This is a genomic window from Dolichospermum sp. UHCC 0352 (assembly GCF_009711925.1).
GTDB lineage: Bacteria > Cyanobacteriota > Cyanobacteriia > Cyanobacteriales > Nostocaceae > Dolichospermum > Dolichospermum lemmermannii.
Map to the genome: position 1 here is coordinate 1 of NZ_VIKY01000028.1, position 16,284 is coordinate 16,284.

General features: G+C 36.1%; 20 protein-coding genes. 13 read left to right on the top strand and 7 right to left on the bottom strand.

The features are described from left to right. On the top strand, positions 1-220 hold a 220-nt coding region (locus FJR06_RS01735), incomplete at its 5' end, for a hypothetical protein (RefSeq protein WP_254434372.1). A gap of 18 nt (positions 221-238) precedes the next feature. On the opposite strand, the gene FJR06_RS01740 is transcribed toward FJR06_RS01735, so the two are convergent. From FJR06_RS01740 to FJR06_RS01755, 4 genes are all read right to left on the bottom strand, one after another. Continuing rightward, the gene (locus FJR06_RS01740; RefSeq protein WP_015080571.1) at positions 239-673 is read right to left on the bottom strand and encodes a bacterioferritin; all 435 of its coding nucleotides are present in this window, start codon (positions 671-673) and stop codon (positions 239-241) included. Between the two features lie 180 nt (positions 674-853). Further along, positions 854-1,882, bottom strand: a complete 1,029-nt coding sequence (locus FJR06_RS01745) for a helix-hairpin-helix domain-containing protein (RefSeq protein ID WP_168650509.1) — start codon at positions 1,880-1,882, stop codon at positions 854-856. A 210-nt stretch (positions 1,883-2,092) separates the two neighbouring features. Next, on the bottom strand, positions 2,093-3,118 hold the full coding sequence (locus FJR06_RS01750) for a multicopper oxidase domain-containing protein (RefSeq protein WP_168650510.1): 1,026 nt from the start codon (positions 3,116-3,118) through the stop codon (positions 2,093-2,095). Between the two features lie 490 nt (positions 3,119-3,608). Next, on the bottom strand, positions 3,609-4,184 hold the full coding sequence (locus FJR06_RS01755) for a Uma2 family endonuclease (RefSeq protein ID WP_168650512.1): 576 nt from the start codon (positions 4,182-4,184) through the stop codon (positions 3,609-3,611). Positions 4,185-4,378: 194 nt separating this feature from the next. Here FJR06_RS01755 and FJR06_RS01760 point away from each other — a divergent pair, with 194 nt between their 5' ends. The 5 genes from FJR06_RS01760 to FJR06_RS01780 all read left to right on the top strand — a co-directional run bounded on the left by FJR06_RS01760 (position 4,379) and on the right by FJR06_RS01780 (position 7,268). After that, positions 4,379-4,648 (top strand): hypothetical protein, encoded by a 270-nt coding sequence (locus FJR06_RS01760; protein WP_027403169.1) that lies wholly within the window; start codon positions 4,379-4,381, stop codon positions 4,646-4,648. Then, positions 4,618-5,064: an HNH endonuclease gene (locus FJR06_RS01765; protein ID WP_168650514.1), complete on the top strand. Its 447-nt coding sequence runs from the start codon at positions 4,618-4,620 to the stop codon at positions 5,062-5,064. Before FJR06_RS01760 ends, FJR06_RS01765 begins: the two co-directional genes overlap by 31 nt. A 279-nt stretch (positions 5,065-5,343) precedes the next feature. Further along, positions 5,344-6,576, top strand: a complete 1,233-nt coding sequence (locus tag FJR06_RS01770) for a hypothetical protein (RefSeq protein ID WP_168650516.1) — start codon at positions 5,344-5,346, stop codon at positions 6,574-6,576. A gap of 196 nt (positions 6,577-6,772) precedes the next feature. Continuing rightward, entirely contained in the window at positions 6,773-7,024 is a 252-nt protein-coding gene (locus FJR06_RS01775; protein WP_096667576.1) for a hypothetical protein, read from the top strand. Beyond that, entirely contained in the window at positions 7,005-7,268 is a 264-nt protein-coding gene (locus tag FJR06_RS01780) for a Txe/YoeB family addiction module toxin (protein WP_096667578.1), read from the top strand. Before FJR06_RS01775 ends, FJR06_RS01780 begins: the two co-directional genes overlap by 20 nt. 7 nt (positions 7,269-7,275) lie before the next feature. Here FJR06_RS01780 and FJR06_RS01785 read toward each other — a convergent pair whose 3' ends face one another. Further along, positions 7,276-7,563 carry a type II toxin-antitoxin system ParD family antitoxin gene (locus FJR06_RS01785; protein WP_168650518.1) on the bottom strand — a complete coding sequence of 96 codons (288 nt, stop codon included), beginning with the start codon at positions 7,561-7,563 and terminating at the stop codon, positions 7,276-7,278. Positions 7,564-7,647: 84 nt separating this feature from the next. On the opposite strand from FJR06_RS01785, the gene FJR06_RS01790 reads away from it, so the two are divergent. The 7 genes from FJR06_RS01790 to FJR06_RS01820 all read left to right on the top strand — a co-directional run bounded on the left by FJR06_RS01790 (position 7,648) and on the right by FJR06_RS01820 (position 13,654). Next, positions 7,648-8,010: a hypothetical protein gene (locus tag FJR06_RS01790; protein WP_168650520.1), complete on the top strand. Its 363-nt coding sequence runs from the start codon at positions 7,648-7,650 to the stop codon at positions 8,008-8,010. A 5-nt stretch (positions 8,011-8,015) separates the two neighbouring features. Beyond that, on the top strand, positions 8,016-8,183 hold the full coding sequence (locus tag FJR06_RS24160; RefSeq protein ID WP_254434373.1) for an HNH endonuclease: 168 nt from the start codon (positions 8,016-8,018) through the stop codon (positions 8,181-8,183). Between the two features lie 507 nt (positions 8,184-8,690). Continuing rightward, a complete protein-coding gene (locus FJR06_RS01800) occupies positions 8,691-9,614 on the top strand; it encodes an energy-coupling factor ABC transporter permease (protein ID WP_015080576.1) in 924 nt (307 codons plus the stop codon). Continuing rightward, entirely contained in the window at positions 9,607-10,266 is a 660-nt protein-coding gene (locus tag FJR06_RS01805) for an energy-coupling factor transporter transmembrane protein EcfT (protein WP_168650522.1), read from the top strand. The genes FJR06_RS01800 and FJR06_RS01805 overlap by 8 nt, the downstream gene beginning before the upstream one ends. Before the next feature lie 10 nt (positions 10,267-10,276). Then, the gene (locus FJR06_RS01810; protein WP_168650524.1) at positions 10,277-11,041 is read left to right on the top strand and encodes an energy-coupling factor ABC transporter ATP-binding protein; all 765 of its coding nucleotides are present in this window, start codon (positions 10,277-10,279) and stop codon (positions 11,039-11,041) included. 78 nt (positions 11,042-11,119) lie between these two features. Further along, positions 11,120-11,614, top strand: a complete 495-nt coding sequence (locus tag FJR06_RS01815; protein WP_168650526.1) for a hypothetical protein — start codon at positions 11,120-11,122, stop codon at positions 11,612-11,614. A gap of 324 nt (positions 11,615-11,938) precedes the next feature. Continuing rightward, positions 11,939-13,654, top strand: coding sequence for a hypothetical protein (locus FJR06_RS01820; RefSeq protein WP_168650528.1), 1,716 nt, complete (start codon positions 11,939-11,941; stop codon positions 13,652-13,654). A 41-nt stretch (positions 13,655-13,695) separates the two neighbouring features. On the opposite strand, the gene FJR06_RS01825 is transcribed toward FJR06_RS01820, so the two are convergent. Together FJR06_RS01825 and FJR06_RS01830 are read right to left on the bottom strand one after the other, a co-directional pair. Next, a complete protein-coding gene (locus tag FJR06_RS01825; protein ID WP_168650530.1) occupies positions 13,696-15,138 on the bottom strand; it encodes an ATP-dependent DNA helicase RecQ in 1,443 nt (480 codons plus the stop codon). 155 nt (positions 15,139-15,293) lie between these two features. Further along, complete coding sequence (locus FJR06_RS01830) at positions 15,294-16,238, bottom strand: isoaspartyl peptidase/L-asparaginase (protein WP_168650532.1); 945 nt, start codon at positions 16,236-16,238, stop codon at positions 15,294-15,296. Positions 16,239-16,284: the final 46 nt, after the last annotated feature.

The window sequence follows — 16,284 nt, forward strand, 5'->3', positions numbered from 1 at the left end:
TCCAAATGCTTCGCCCGTACAGTTGTTAGTAGCCGCGAAGCATTTGCAAGATAAATTATCGGTCATTGCCAAAAATAGTTCTCCAAATGCTTCGCCCGTACAGTTGTTAGTAGCCGCGAAGCATTTGCAAGATAAATTATCGGTCATTGCCAAAAATAGTTCTCCAAATGCTTCGCCCGTACAGTTATCAGTTGTAGATTTTATTTCTCCTGAATTCTGACTCCTGACTCCTGCTTTATTAGCTAAAATCGCGTAACATTTTCTTGAGTTCGAGATTGTGCATCTCTTCTTGTCCGATCATACCACGGCTGAATTCTTCTAAATAAATACTGGCATTGTTGACAACTGCTAGAAGACTTTTGTACATATCTAAAGCTTTCTTTTCATGGGATAAACTTTCTTGCAAAATATCCTTAACGTTATGTTTGAAAGTTTCTTCCATTGGGGCGATTCTCAAAGTAGGATGTCCTTCTAAGCCTGTGAGAATTTCTCCTACTTGTTGAGCATGAAGTAAGGATTCTGTGGCTTGCGCTTTGAAGAATGCCACAATAGGTATACGATTTGGACCTGTTACCATTAAGGAATAATGGGTGTAGCGCACTACCCCTGCTAGTTCAAATTCCATAATGGAGTTGAGAATATCAATTGTTTTTTGGTGGTCGAGTTCTTGCATTAGTTGTTAAGTTGAGCAAAATTACATCAGGAGAGTATTTAGCTACCAATTATTAGTGAGCAGTTATACTTTTTTTAGGGTTTGAAAACCCAAACTATTCTCACTCTTAGTTTTTAACTATTTGCTCTCTTGTCTACTATTTTAAACTTCTTTTTCTGTACCTCCAATGGTGTGAAAATACTAACTTTGTGCTTTAGTGCTGGTTTTTTCTCGCACTTTTTGGGTATTTTCCTCGATGGTTTTCACTAGCTTGGTAACATCTTCTGGAGTGCTAACTGCTTGCGCTGGGGGGATAGCAGTAGGCCAAACTTTCACCAATTCCACAAAAGCTGTATCTATGGCTTTGTGTGCTTGAGGATGTTCTTGGGTCATTTGGCTAGAAATACTTTTATATAGCTCCTGAGAATAGACGACAAAGCCACGAGAATCTTGATATTCAATGGGGGCAGTAATTTTGCCATTCGCAATTGCTGCACCATATTCTGAGTTGGCTGCGTCTAGTAAACTGGTGATTACTTGCAGAACAAATTCGGGTTTACTGCGTTGTTCGGCTGGTAAAATTGCGATCGCACTATCCACAGCTTGCACAGAAGTGGTAAAGTTAGGTTTTATTTTGGCATCCTTGGGATTAGATTTCACTAAATCAGTTAAACTGACCAAATTACTTTTAAATTCTTTAACTTTGCGCTCATCTAATTGTTCTTCAATATCAATATAAATCTCTTCTACTGGATGTCCAATATGGGGTTGAGCTTGTTTGGGTTGATTTTGATCTAATAATTCTTTGGCTACTAAAAGATGTCCTTTCATTAATCCCAATTTGGTCATGTAGTCAATATCTTTAGCTTCACCTGTAAGTACCACTTCCTCAACTGTCACCATGTCTTTAATTTGGTTAAACTGTGGTTGAGTAATCACTTTTTTACTGACTAAATCCGTTGGATTAGCGTAGGGACGATTAGCTTGGATTTTGTTGGATAAAGCCGGAATTCCTAATGTAGCTTCTAATTTATCTAATTGGGATAAAATTGCGTTATTGATATTAATTTTAGCTTTACCACTATGACCACTATGGGTGCTAGTTTCTGTTACTTGGGCTGTATTTGGTGTTGATTGAATATCTGCTTTTTGTGAGTCGCTGGTACAAGAACTTAGAGAAATCATGGCACAAGCAGCGATAGATAAAAATAGGTAACGGAATTTGATCATTTTTACTCCTGGTAAAGTGTCAATGTTGGTAATTTAAGGATTTAGCAGTAGATAAATTTGCAAATATTTCGGTTTAGATATAATTATGATTTATCATAAATGCAAATATTTATCAACTATTTTTCTAAAACATAAGTATAAATTAAGTAAGTAAATTTCAGATATTGCTAAATTTGGGTTTTACTAAGTTGCTAATCTTTCTGAGTTTTGTCAGGATTTATTGACCGGTTTTTGGGAATCTTTTTCCGCGATTACTTCAAACTGTCCCATACACCCGCTTTCAGCAATCACATCTTGGTGAGGATGAAACATATATTTTCCTGGATAGCGAAAAGCAAACTCTAAAATGTGCCTTTCTGCGACACCCATTGTTAAAACATCGGTTTTTTCACTGGGAGTCATTGTCATACCGAAACGATAAACATTAAAGAAATTAGCGTGAAGGTGAAACGTCACAGCAGGATCGAATTCAATAATATTCAGAACGTAGACCCGAATTAACTGATTTTGATAAATTTGAATGGGATGGTGCATATAATGATGTGGCATACCATTAAAAGCATAATATTCATTTTTGTTATCATCATTTACATCATATCCAGACATGATTAAAACAATTTCATCAGCAGGGGGACGGGGTTTAGGAGGGTCAATAATAAACATCCCATATAAACCTTTAGCAATATGACGAGTAACCGGAGCAATGTGACAATGATACAAATGAACGCCATAGGGTTCGGCATCAAATTCGTATATAGTCGCTTTACCATTACCCACGGGTTTTATTCCATCCATTTCAGCGGGATGAACTCCGTGAAAATGCAGAGAATGGGAATGTCCAGCATTGTTGAGAAAAAGTATTCTTATTCTTTCCCCTTCTTTAGCCCGGAGTGTTGGTCCAGGAATCCGCCCATTTAAATCCCAAATGTTGTAGGAGACAGCACTATTAAGCTGAATGGTGGAAGTACCAGCAGTTAGCTGAAATTCGCGGACTGTACGCCCATTTTCCTGCTTAACTGTCCCATAATCAAAATCTCGTAACACCTGCATGGGGTTAGTAGCACCATTAGATGCTGCCATTTCCATCGGTGGGATTCTAACACTGGCATGATCTTTGACATTCAATATCTGCCAAATTGCTCCTGCACCAATGACTCCAGCCCCGGATAATCCCAGTTGTAGCAATTGGCGACGACTCCAAATTTTATCTTTACTGAAAGTAAAGTTGTCAGACATGAGACTAATAGGGATATGGGTATGTAGGGAATTGTAAATAATTTGCAATTAGCTTTAGGTATCCTATCGAACTTAGAAATTATTGTCAATAACTTGGAAAAATAATTTTTAGGGGTTTTTGGTAGTGCGGGCATACTTCGACCCTTCGACAGGCTCAGGGCATCGCTTGCTCAGTACAAGTCTTGCCCGCGTGAGCGAGACGCTCACACTACAGTCCATCATTTTTATCTTGACAAACTACTAGTACACTGCGGCGTAAGTAAGATAACCATTAAAAATCCCTAAAAAGCTTATACAATCTGCTTTTTTAATTTTTAATTGTTAATTTTTAATTCCGCCCTGCGGTACTAGTAAATGGAATAAGGTGCTAGGATCGCTCAGGTAAGTAATAAATTAGACTCAACTCCATTTACTTTAACTATAGCGGTTATCGGTTGAATGAAATACAGTTATAATATCCTGTAAATCCTTAAATCCTGGATATCCTGATTTAGACAAGAGGTAGCATCTGGGAAACTACAATTTCTAAATCAGGAAAATCTAAAGGAGATATGTTTTGCTGTTCTGTGATAATTTCTCGATTTTGATAACCTTCTATTGTAGGATTTCTAAATACAATTAATTCGCGTTTCACGACATCTAATACCCAATAATTCTTAATTCCTGCTTGAGAATAAGCTTTAGGTTTGATTTCTGTATCTAGTTTTAAACTGCTATCTGCAACTTCGATAATTAAATAAATTTCTGCTGGGGTAGGATGATGATCTGCATAGTCTAGCGGATCTATTTTCACTACAGCAATATCTGGTTCTGGTTCAGACCTTTCATTTAATTTTACAGGGTCTTGAATAGCTATGCAAGCTTTATGACCAACTCTGTTTTCCAATAACTTATATGTTCTACCCACTGCTGAACGGTGGGCTGTTCCTTTAGCAACCATCCAGATTATTTTCCCCTCTAATAATTCTACCCGTTCATTTGGTTCAAATATTCCTGCTTCAGCCATTCTGTGGTATTCATCAACAGTCCACAGCCGCAATTGTAAGGGTGATTCTGTGGTTTGCATAGTTAATTAAGGTGAATATTTATTCACTATTATATGATATTTTTTTGTCTGATAGCGTAGCGTGGCGCAAGCCATATCAGGATGTCCAGGATTTCAGGATTTACAGGATTTTTGTCTGAATCAGGATATCCAGGATTTCAGGATTTACAGGATTTTTTATGAGATAATAGAAATAAAGACACTGTGAACATACAATGGCTACTCAATTAATGGTTCAACCTTCGTCTTTAATATCTTCTGGTATGAAGATGAGTGAATTTGGTAATATTTATCTATTTAAATTTACCGAGGAACTACAGATACGTTTTGAAGAACTATTAGCAAAGAAAAAATCTGATAAACTGACTTCTGAAGAGGAAGCGGAATATGTAGGTATATCGGAGTTACAGCGAATATTTACCTTAATTAATGCTCAACTAGCGGCTAAAAGTAAATGGTGTCCGAACCAACTCGACGACTTATAAGAAAACGAGCTAAATTCTTATGTGAATATTGCCACTCTCCTGAATATCTGAGTCCCGACCGGTTTACCATTGATCATATTATGCCGCAGTCTTTGGGGGGTTCAGATGAATTGGATAATTTAGCTTTGGCTTGTCATCGCTGTAATGAGCGTCATTATAATTTTATAGTAGCTACTGATCCTAAAACTCAAGAGAAAGTTGCTTTATTTAACCCTCGTCGGCAAGGATGGTCAGAGCATTTTATCTGGACAAAAGATGGTATAAAAATTGTAGGTACAACGCCTACCGGGAGAGCTACTAGCGATCGCTTTGATTTCAATGATGAACGACGTGATGAGCCTTCTATTCAAGTTGCTCGGCATTTTTGGGTAGAAGCAGGTTGGCATCCACCACTATTAGATCCACGTCAAGAATAAAAATCAATTTCCTTAGATGTTGACTCTGACAGAACAGGAAAGACAAAAAAAGGAAAGATTGATAGAACAATTAAGGTTGTTAGGTGTTGAACCTGATATTTAATTTGTCAGAATCAGGATGTCCAGGATTTCAGGATTTACAGGATGTTTTATGAGATAATATAAATAAAGACACTGTGATTTTTGAAATTATTGGTTTAAGAAGAACTGTGTATGATACAATTACCAGTATCTTGCCTATACAGGTAAGTTACACAAAATTTAAAATACAATAATCCTATGAATATCAAATTTTTTCATGCAGATGGTTCATCTTATTTTTTTCTTGATCGGTTGCTTATAGTACCGTTTGGATATAATTATGTTGATAAAAAACCAAGTCCTGTTCAGTTCGGTGAATGCTCTTTAACAGGAGTATTTTTGAAAACTAATAACAATTGTGCTGTGATTGATCTTGATAATCAGTCTGGTCTGAGATTAATTGACCTGCCAAATTTATTTCCTCAGAAAGTTGAACCGATAACAGAACCTAGATTTTTAAGTGATCGAAATCCAAAATATATTTCTGCTAAAAAATATTACGATTATTTGATTAAATTTTATATTGAACAAAATGATGTGGAAACGAATAAATCACCATATGAAAAAATTTTTTTAAAGTTTTATTTTGACCTTTGTTATAAAATTTTCAAAGATGAAAAAAATGATTTTTATAAAACAGGTATAGAACAGCTTGCACGTCAAGAATTGGTAAAATACGGTTACGGTGGCGATAATTCTTATAATTATGAAGATTATAAGAATTATCAATTCCTTCTAGAACAAGAGATAATAAATACTGAGGAGTTAACGCCTTATCCTTTTAATGATGGTAGAGTATTATTTCAGGTTTTTCTGCCTCTAAATAGCGTACGTTTAAGTGTTGCTGCTAAAGATTTGCGAACGAAGCTTAATAACTCTACCCCTAATAACAACTATAGTTATTATAGTTTTAATGCAGTTGGATACACAAGTAAAGAAAATTTTATAGCCAAATGGAAACAAGGAGATAATGGCGATAAAGTACAACAAAATAAAAATAAAGTTGGATTTTGTGAAATTGACTTCTTGTTCTGGGATGGTAAAGAGATGAGGCTTGTAGAGATAGATGGTAACAAGAAAAATATAGATGAATCTATCGCAAAGAGAGAAAATCTTACTGGACACGAAAATGTAATTTTAGAAAATATTAGCAACGACTCCGTTAAGGTAATGTCCAATAGTTTTATAGAGGGAAGTAGTTCAGATAATAAATTAAAAGAAGATATACTTCATTTTATGTCTCCACGAATGATGCGTTTTTGGGAAAACGAAGATACGTCGTCTTTATTTAAAGACCTTGCACCCATTGGTTTCTTTAACAACTATACTGCTCACTATACTGATGTTCTTCCAAAAGAGCATTTTATATGTATAGAAAAGCTACCTTGGAATCTTAAAACGAACGAAGGACAATATGTTATTTTGGATTAATAATTATTATCAGATTTAATTCTGGCAATAAAATCAGTCTGCTGTGCTTTGAGTATTGTTGTCCAGTCCACTTGTCAAAACTCACCTTTATCTGACAAGGACTATTTATTCTAGTATTCCCTATCAAGCAGCAAAAACAAATAATAGAGTTACAATAAAATGAGTACATCTGACTTTATCAGAGTAATTAAAAATTATGCTCAGTGGAATTAAACAAAAGGCTATTGTCGGTAAAGATGGCAAAATCGAACTATCTACGACTGAACTACCAGCAGGGACAGTTGTAGAAGTTATTATTCTAGTTGAATCACATATTGAAGAAGATGAAACTACCTATCTTCTTAAATCAGAAGCTAACAAAAAACATCTGCTCAAAGCGATAGAAAATGTAGGTAAAGGTAACTTAATTTATGTTGATTTAGATGAATATGAAAAAAGTTGCATTTGAACCAGAAGCTTTTGAACAATTGGGTGAGTGGGGAAAAGAAGATAAAAAAGTCTTTAAGAAAATTTTGGAATTAATTAAAGATATCCAAAGAGAACCATTTTCTGGGATAGGTAAACCAGAACCACTAAAATATGAATTCCAAGGTTACTGGTCAAGACGAATTACAAATGAACATAGATTAGTTTACAAGATAGAAGAAGATTTATTGATTATTCTGTCTTGCAAATATCATTATGATTTATAAAAAGCTATTAAAGATAGTCTTCATAAACACTCTCACGACTAACAGCATAATCTGACAAAATAGGCGCATTTGCACCCACCAAAGCTGCAAAATTATCAGCTAATTCATCTAAAGTCTTTTCAAATTCTTCCTGAGTTATCAAAAACTCCTCTAAACTTGCTTTATTTTTCCTTTGTGCTTCTTGAATAATTAACTGTTGTAAATATTCACTCGCTGAACTATAACCACCTTCAACAATTTGGTGATCAATAAAACTTTTCAGTGATTCAGGTACAGAAATATTAATATTGGTCATAGTTTTGAACTTAGGTTTCACTAGGTTGCTTGTATATTAACATTTTAGCGTTACAATAAAAGAGAACAGTTTCATTTTATCAAAATGTCTGAAACTATCACCCTCCAACTACCGGAAACACTGGTGCAAAAAGCCAAAGAAATCGCTGCTTTCAGCCATCGTCGCCTTGAAGATGTATTATTAGAATGGATTGACCGTGCCAGCAATGAATTACCTGTAGAATCATTACCAGATGAGCAGATTTTGTCATTGTGCGATTTACAAATGGAAACTCAACAACAAGAAGTTTTTAGTGATCTTTTAGCACGTCAACAAGAAGGACAGCTAAATGATATAGAAAATAGCCAACTAGATGAACTTATGCAAGTTTACAGACATGGTTTAGTGCGGAAAGCAAAAGCCTTAAAAGTGGCTGTTGAACGTGGTTTGATACCTGCAATTAATTAATAGTCATGGCTCGATCTTACATTCCTATTGAAATAGAACGTCGTGTTCGGAAAGATGCTCAAAATCGTTGTGGCTATTGTTTGAGTCCTCAACGTTTAGTAATGGCACGTTTGGAAATAGAACATATTATTCCTATAGCGAAAGGTGGTAGTAATGATGAATCAAATTTATAGTTAGCTTGTCCTATTTGTAATAGATACAAAAGTGATAAAATAACAAATATTGATTCAGAAACAGGTGAGATAGTTAAATTATTTAACCCGCGTACTCAAGTTTGGTCTGAGCATTTTTTTTGGACAAAAGATGGATTGCAAATTGTGGGTAAAACACCAACTGGGAGAGCTACTGTTAAAGTTTTGCATTTAAGTGATGATGCAGATGCTTTAGAAGTTCGCAGTTATTGGGTACTTGCTGGTTGGCATCCTCCAGAAAATTAATAAATTCATAATCATGAACAATTATGAGAATATGTCATAAAGATTTATAAATGTTAACAATTCAAAAAACAAATATATAATTTGACGTATTTTTTATTAAAAAATTATCCTAAATAAAATCCCAAAAAATCCACCCATAGGGTATTGTCAAAAGAGATAAAATTTAGTTTGCTATTAATTTTGTTAGTCGTTATATTACTTACAATTAGTCTGCAAAAAACACATTAAAAAAACACCAATCTCATGCACATACCCGATGGATTTATTTCTGTGCCAGTTGCAGCCGCCACCAGTTTAGCCAGTGCAGCCGCCTTATTTGTAGCTTTTGAGCGATCGCAAACAGCCTTTGGCATTCGTCGCGCTCCCATTCTTGGCTTAACCACAGCCTTTATTTTCGCCGCCCAAATGATTAATTTTCCTGTAGCGGGGGGGACCAGCGGCCACCTATTAGGAGGGGCTTTAGCTGCCATTATTTTAGGTAGTCCTTGGGCGGGAATGCTATGTATTGCCACAGTTTTAATTATTCAAGCTGTGCTATTTGCTGATGGTGGTATCACCGCCTTGGGTGCAAATATTTTAAACATGGGAGTAATCGGCGTGTGGGTAGCGTGGGGATTAACCCAAACCTTACAACGACTATTGGGCGGTTCTCAACGGCGTTTACCCCTAGCAGCAGGAATAGCAGCAGGAGTGAGCGTAGTTGTCGCCGCTGTAGCTTGTGCCATTCAATTAGCCCTGTCTGGAACAGCACCAGCCAACATAGTTTTACCCACCATGGCAGGTGTACATATTTTGATTGGTATTGGAGAAGGATTAATTACCGGGGGTGTATTAACCTATTTAGCCACAGCCCGTCCAGATTTGTTACCAGGTGAAGAACACAAAGTTAGAGGCTGGTTAGTTCCCGTTGTCAGTATTTTGCTAATTTCAGGTGTGTTGTCTCTATTTGCTTCTGCTTGGCCAGATGGTTTAGAAAAAGTAGCAGAAAACGTGGGTTTTATCAACTTAGCTGAAAATGTGCGGGTAATTGTACCAACACCTTTGGCTGACTATGAGATTAAAGGTTTAGGACAAATTGGGACAAGTATTGCTGGTTTAGTGGGTTCTACAGCTTGCTTTGCTGTGGCTTTTGGAATTGCCAAAGTGATAAAACCGAATAATGCTTAAAATTTCCTTACCATTACGCTTGCAATTATCCCTGATCATTGTGATTGGGGCAGCTTTTTTAAAACATCATACTTGGTCTAATTTACTAGTATATGGGGCGATCGCCCTGGTTTGGGTTTGTATCTTACAAGTACCCATTCGCAAATTAGGCGGATTACTCGGTGCAGAATTAATTTTTCTATCATTGATGGCTTTACCATTGGGATGGGAACGAGCTAGTTTTTTGCTTGTGCGTTCCCTAATTTGTTTAATTACGATGAATAGTTTCTTATTAACCTTACCCCCCCACAGTTTCGGTATTGCCCTCAAAAGCTTACCAATACCTGCACCATTAAAAGAAAACCTGATCCTCGCTGGGCAATACTTAGAAATACTACTCTCAGAAGTAACGCAAATGCAGCGCAGCGCCCAATTACGTGGTTTAAATGGTGCAGCAGGGTGGCTACGCTATGCCAGTGCTTCAATGATTGGGGCGTTGTATCTCCGCACCTTAGACAGAGCCGAAAGAGTTTATGCTGCTATGGTAGCCCGTGGATATAACGGACAATTACCCCTAGATTCCCCCCTCAAACCAAAAGAACGTTTTATCTTGTTAATAGCTGGGGTGACAGCTACTTGTTTAACCCTAAGTTCCTACCTTACTGTTATTTGAGTGGTGAATCTTGACATCATTAACTTCTAATCCCCAAATTTCCCTTTCGCAACCGCATACAAATGTCGTTGAAGTCCAAAATCTGGTATATGCCTATTCGCACCAGCAACCCGTACTACAAGAAGTTTCTTTTAGCCTACAAACAGGCGATCGCGTCGCTTTAATGGGTGCTACAGGCTCAGGAAAAAGCACCTTACTAGAAAACCTCATTGGCTTAAAACATCCTCAAAACGGCAAAATCTGGATTAACGGTATCCCCTTATTACCAGATACTTTGCCAGAAGTACGGCAACAAATTGGTTTTACGTTCCAAGATGCTAACGACCAATTATTTATGCCCACAATCCTCGAAGATGTTACTTTCGGACCTCTTAATTATGGTGTCTCATCTATAGCCGCTAAAGATAAAGCCCATCAACTATTAGCGGACTTTGGATTAGAGTCCTACGCCCATCGTTCCGCCCATGAACTTTCTGGAGGACAAAGACGTTTAGCCGCCTTAGCTGCAATTTTAGCCCTAGATCCTGCCATTCTCATCTTAGACGAACCCACCAACGGACTTGATCCAGCATGGCGACGACATTTAGCCCAAGTATTATTAAAATTGCCTGTTAAAGTCATGTTAATAGCTTCCCATGATCTCCAATGGCTAGGAAGAGTCACTCAACGGGCTTTAGTCCTCTCTACTGGTAAAATCCAAATAGACAGCGACATCCAACCACTGTTGCAAGATGGCAAAACCTTAGATAAATTAGGGTTGCCAGTAGATTGGTAAACTGCTCAACACAGAAATTCGTAATTGCGAATTAATGATCATTTGGCTTAATATTTAGGGGATTTTATTGCTCTTGGGATGTTAATGTTGTTTTCCCGTTATCCAGTTATTGCTCCTGTTAGCCTGAGCATTGCTTTGTTAATTACTAGTTGCAGCGAGACTAAAACCTCCCAATGTCAGCGATTAGTTACAGTTGTCAATCAGGGTACATCACTGATTGATATTAAAAAAGGTCAGCAAGCATCAACTAGCTTGCAATTATCCAAAGACTTGAAAAATGTCACCAAATCCATTCAGGAATTAAATTTAAAACACCCCAAACTGCAAGAATTTGAAACCAGTTTTATCAAAATCTTTGATCATCTTAGTGAAGCCATAGCCAAGGCTTCTCAAGCTCTTGCAGATACTAAGAAAGCAGAAGCATCATCAGATGGTAGAGTAAAAGTTGAAAAAGCTAGAAGAGAAATTGATTCCGCACTGACAACCGCAGCTAAAACTGCTGGTAAGGAATCAGATGCTTTAGGCGTTCAATTAAATAAATATTGTAGCCAAGCAGAAGCAGCTAAGAATTAAAAATTGAGAATTAAAAATTAAAAATTCAAGAGTTAGATTCTTCACTCTTCTTTTTTTAATTTTTAATCTTGCTAAGACCTACAGACTGTACAAATTAATCATCCAGACAAATTTATCCGCATTACGAAAAGCATTAATATATTGTAGTGTGTTTTTGTATAATATTTAGGCACTTACTGTTGAAGTAAATGTATGGTAAGCTAGATCGAAAATGAGAATTTAAAAAGAAATGCTAAGTTAATTTAAATATCTAAACACATAAATAAATTTGTATATAGTATAGTAGAATGTAACAGATACGTAAATAACTAAACCCATTAAGTCATGGACATAAGTTTAGAAGGTAGAATTAACAACACTCCTTTAGCTGAGAATAAATGTTTATTGCCATTGTTTGAGTGTGTAGTAAATTCAATTCATTCTATTGAGGATTCAAAAATCAATAATGGATATATTGACATTATTCTTTTAAGGGAAGGTAATCAAACAGAACTCATAGAAGATGGAAATTTATCTCCAATACAAGGTTTTGTTGTTTTAGATAACGGAGTAGGATTTAATTATATTAACTATACGTCTTTTTGTACTTCAGACAGTACATATAAAAAAAGCAGAGGCTCAAAAGGAGTTGGTAGATTTTTATGGCTTAAAGCTTTTACAGAAATACTGATTGAAAGTGTTTTTGAAGAAGAAAATAATTTTTACAAACGTAATATAGAATTTAGCCTTTTTTGCAAAGGAGTTCAAGAAAATTCTAACCAGAAAATAGAATTAAATAATAAACAAGAATTTTATACAAAAGTTGAACTTAAAAATTTCTTAAATCCATATAAAGTAAAATGCCCTCAAAAATGTGAAACTATAGGCAAGCAAATTCTAGAACACTGTATTTCATACTTTATTTTAGAAACACCACCCAAAATTAGAGTAGTTGATGGAAAAGAAGAATTCAACATTAATACATACTTTAATGAAAATTTAGAATCATTCTCGGATAATGATGTAATTAAAATAAAAGAATATACTTTTAATCTTAAAGGAATTAAATATTACAACTCATCCGATTCAAGCCATAAACTTTTTTATTGCGCTAATCATAGAACCGTTATTTCTGAAAATTTACACAACTATATCCCTAATTTAATTGAAAAAAGAAAAATTCGTGACAGAGAAGGAAGGCCTTTTACCTATCTGGCTTTTGTTTCTAGTGACTGTTTAGATCAATATGTTAATCAAGAAAGAACTAATTTTAACCTAATTCATAATCATGAGGGTTTTACATTTGAGAGATTTCCTGAGTATAGCAAAGAATATTATAATTTTCTTGAACAGTATAATGATCTAGGGATGTCTAAGTTAGCAAAATATGTTATTCATAGAAAAATCATAATCAGTCTGTTTGAAAAAAATCTAATTCTTGATTCAGATGGAAGATATAGTCTTGAAAAAGATATACATGAAATAATTTTTCCAATGAGAACATCTTCTGATGAAATTAATGTTTTTGAGAAACAAAATCTCTGGATAATAGATGAAAGATTGTCTTATCATGAATATCTTTCCTCTGATCAATCCTTAAAAAGACTAGAAAGTTTAGATTCAGAAAGTAATGATAGACCAGACCTTTTAGTTTTCAACCATCCTATTGCTTTTGTACCAGATGAAGAACAGCCTTATTCTTCCGTCGTAGTAATAGAATTTAAACGCCCAATGAGAGAGGGATATTCTGCATCAGAAAATCCTATTGCTCAAGTTTATTCTTATATACGCCAGGTTAGATCAGGCAAACACAAGAATAAAGATGGTAGATTAATATCTCTTCGTGAAGATACACCTTTCTATGCCTATATTATTTGTGATTTAACAGAAGAAATACAAACTTTTGCTGTTAATTCTTCTCTGACTCCAACACCAGACCTTCAAGGTTTTTTTGGTTTTAACCCTGGATTAAAAACCTATATTGAAATATTATCATTTAACAAACTTGTTAAAGAGGCAAAACAAAGAAATAATATTTTATTTAAAAAATTAGGCATATAATCTAGGAATATCGTAATAATTATCTTTCCAGATTGTGTTTATTAATTTCCACAATTATCACAATGTCCACAACGCCAATTAGTCGTTGTTTCAAACCCAAAAGCATTTAATAAAAACTGCCAACGACATTTTTTAGTAGTAAGATATTCACTCATTTGTTTAGCAGCTTGTAATTGTGTAACTGGTGGATTTCCTGATTTTGACGAAATAGAATAACGAAAAGGATCAAGCCATTCTAGTTGTCCATTACTATGGAGAAGAGAAAGTGCCACAGCACTATTGGGAAATTCCTTAATTACAGTATTTATTTCTCCTTGGGGTGGTAATTGTTTCGCTAATTGTTGGGCTTTTTGTTGTTGCAATTTCATTTGTTCTTCAAAAAATTTCTGTCTTTGCTTATCCTCAGCATCTAAAAATCCCGTTGGTTCACTTACTAAAGTTAAAACATCAGCGGGTTTTCCATCTCTTCCAGCCCTGCCTATTTCTTGCACATATTCAGATAATAAATAGGGCGCATGAAAATGGACAACCCAGCGGACATCCGATTTGTTTATCCCCATGCCAAAAGCACAAGTACACACCACAAAAAGGATTTTTCCACCTAACCAACTAGCTTCAATATTCCGGCGTTCTGTTGGACTTAATCCTGCATGATAACTGGCAGTATGAAAGCCATTTTCTGTTAACCATTCCGTTAAATTTTCACTATCTCTTCGAGTCCGTACATAAATTAAACCAACTTGATTTGGTCGTTTTTGAATAAACTTTAATAATTGTTGTTTTCTCCCTTTAGGAGTCCAAGCAATTCGGACAATAGGATTTAAATTTTCCCGATAGGGATTAATCCGAAAAATCTCAGGTTTGTCTAATTTTAAAACTGTAGAAATAATCTTTTGGGCTAAAGGATCAGCCGTTGCCGTAAAAGCTGCTATACTAATTTTTGTTCCCGGTGGTTTTGATTTTAGTAACGCTTCACGCACAGCCCCTAAACGCCGATAAGCTGGACGAAAACTATCACCCCACTGCACTAAACAATGGGCTTCATCCAGAATTAAACCATTAATTTGCAGTTGGGGATTACATAACTTTTTCCACACTGCTGGACTGAGTAAGGTTTCTGGTGATAAATATAATAATCTTAATTGCTGTTTTTCTAAAGCTTGCAAAGTTGCCTGGCGTTGAGATGGAGTTAATTCACTGTGTAAAAGTGCTGCTTTTTGTGACAGTTGACGTAATTCCTCAACTTGGTTTTCCATTAAAGCTACCAAAGGAGAAACTATTAAAGTTAATCCTGTTTGTAGTAGGGCAGGAAGTTGAAAACAAATTGACTTCCCCCCACCTGTGGGCATAATAATTAGTGAATCTTTTTGTGATATTAAACAGTTAACAATTTCTTTTTGAGGAGGACGAAAATCGTCATATCCCCAAATCGCTTTTAATGCTGCGCGAACATCTTGCCAAGATTGTGTTACTGGGAGATTCATTTTCTTATCACAAAAGCACAAAAAAGAATAAATGGGAAAATAAGGAAAATATTTATCTTTACTCTTCCCACTGACAACTGTACGGGCGAAGCATTTGGAGAACTATTTTTGGCAATGACCGATAATTTATCTTCCAAATGCTTCGCCCCTACTGACTACTGACCAATTAGTTCTTGATTATTCCATTCCAAAGTATCACCAATGCTTTCTCCATTATGGTAAGCAGCCAGTAATACTTCACAGGTTTTACCATAGGATATCGCACCAGTGGCATCAAGAGCGATCGCTCCAAAATCCCGATTATTCCTCTTAGCTTCCGTAAATGATCGCTGCATAGCCTCCTGTAGTGACATTCCATCAGTAACGCGCACCACAACCTTAGCTGCTAAACACTCATCAATAATATCTTCCCCAATGCCCGTACAACTAACTGCTGCATGACTAGTTGCATAATTACCCGCTGGCATCGCCGAATCACTGACTCGCCCAATGCGTTCAAAGCCTTTACCACCTGTGGAAGTACCAGCAGCTAATTTACCATAGCCATCTAAAGCCACAACACCAATAGTCCCCCTACCAGCACTTTCCGCCATTTCTGGTTCTGCTACTACCCCAGCCATGGTTCTTTTAAAGTTATCCTGGCGTTCTAGAGTCCACTCTTTCAAGCGTAAATCAGTTAAACCATTATAAATAGGAACTTGCAATTCCCGCGCCAACTCAGCCGCACCATAATCAGACAAAACCCGATCATCAGCATCTTGTAAAAACAGCGCCATTTCAATCGGATTCTTCACCCGTGACACATTAATCACACCACTGAACCTCCCAGTCGTTCCATCCATCATGGAAGCACTCATGCGGATTTGTCCATCAGATTGCAGTACAGAACCAGTACCAGCATTAAACCGGGGTTCATCTTCCAACATCTGACAACCGCGAACTACTGCTTGAGCCGCAGTTGCACCCGTCAGCAAAAGAGCATAGACTTCCTCAACAATCTGAGAAAGAGAATTGCGGACTGCGATTAATCCCCCCTTACCTTGGAGAGAACTACCAGCACCACCATGAATAATTAATTTAGGTTGTATTTGTAATGTCATGTTATTTTGTCAGTTGTTAGTAGGGGCGAAGCATTTGGAAGATAAA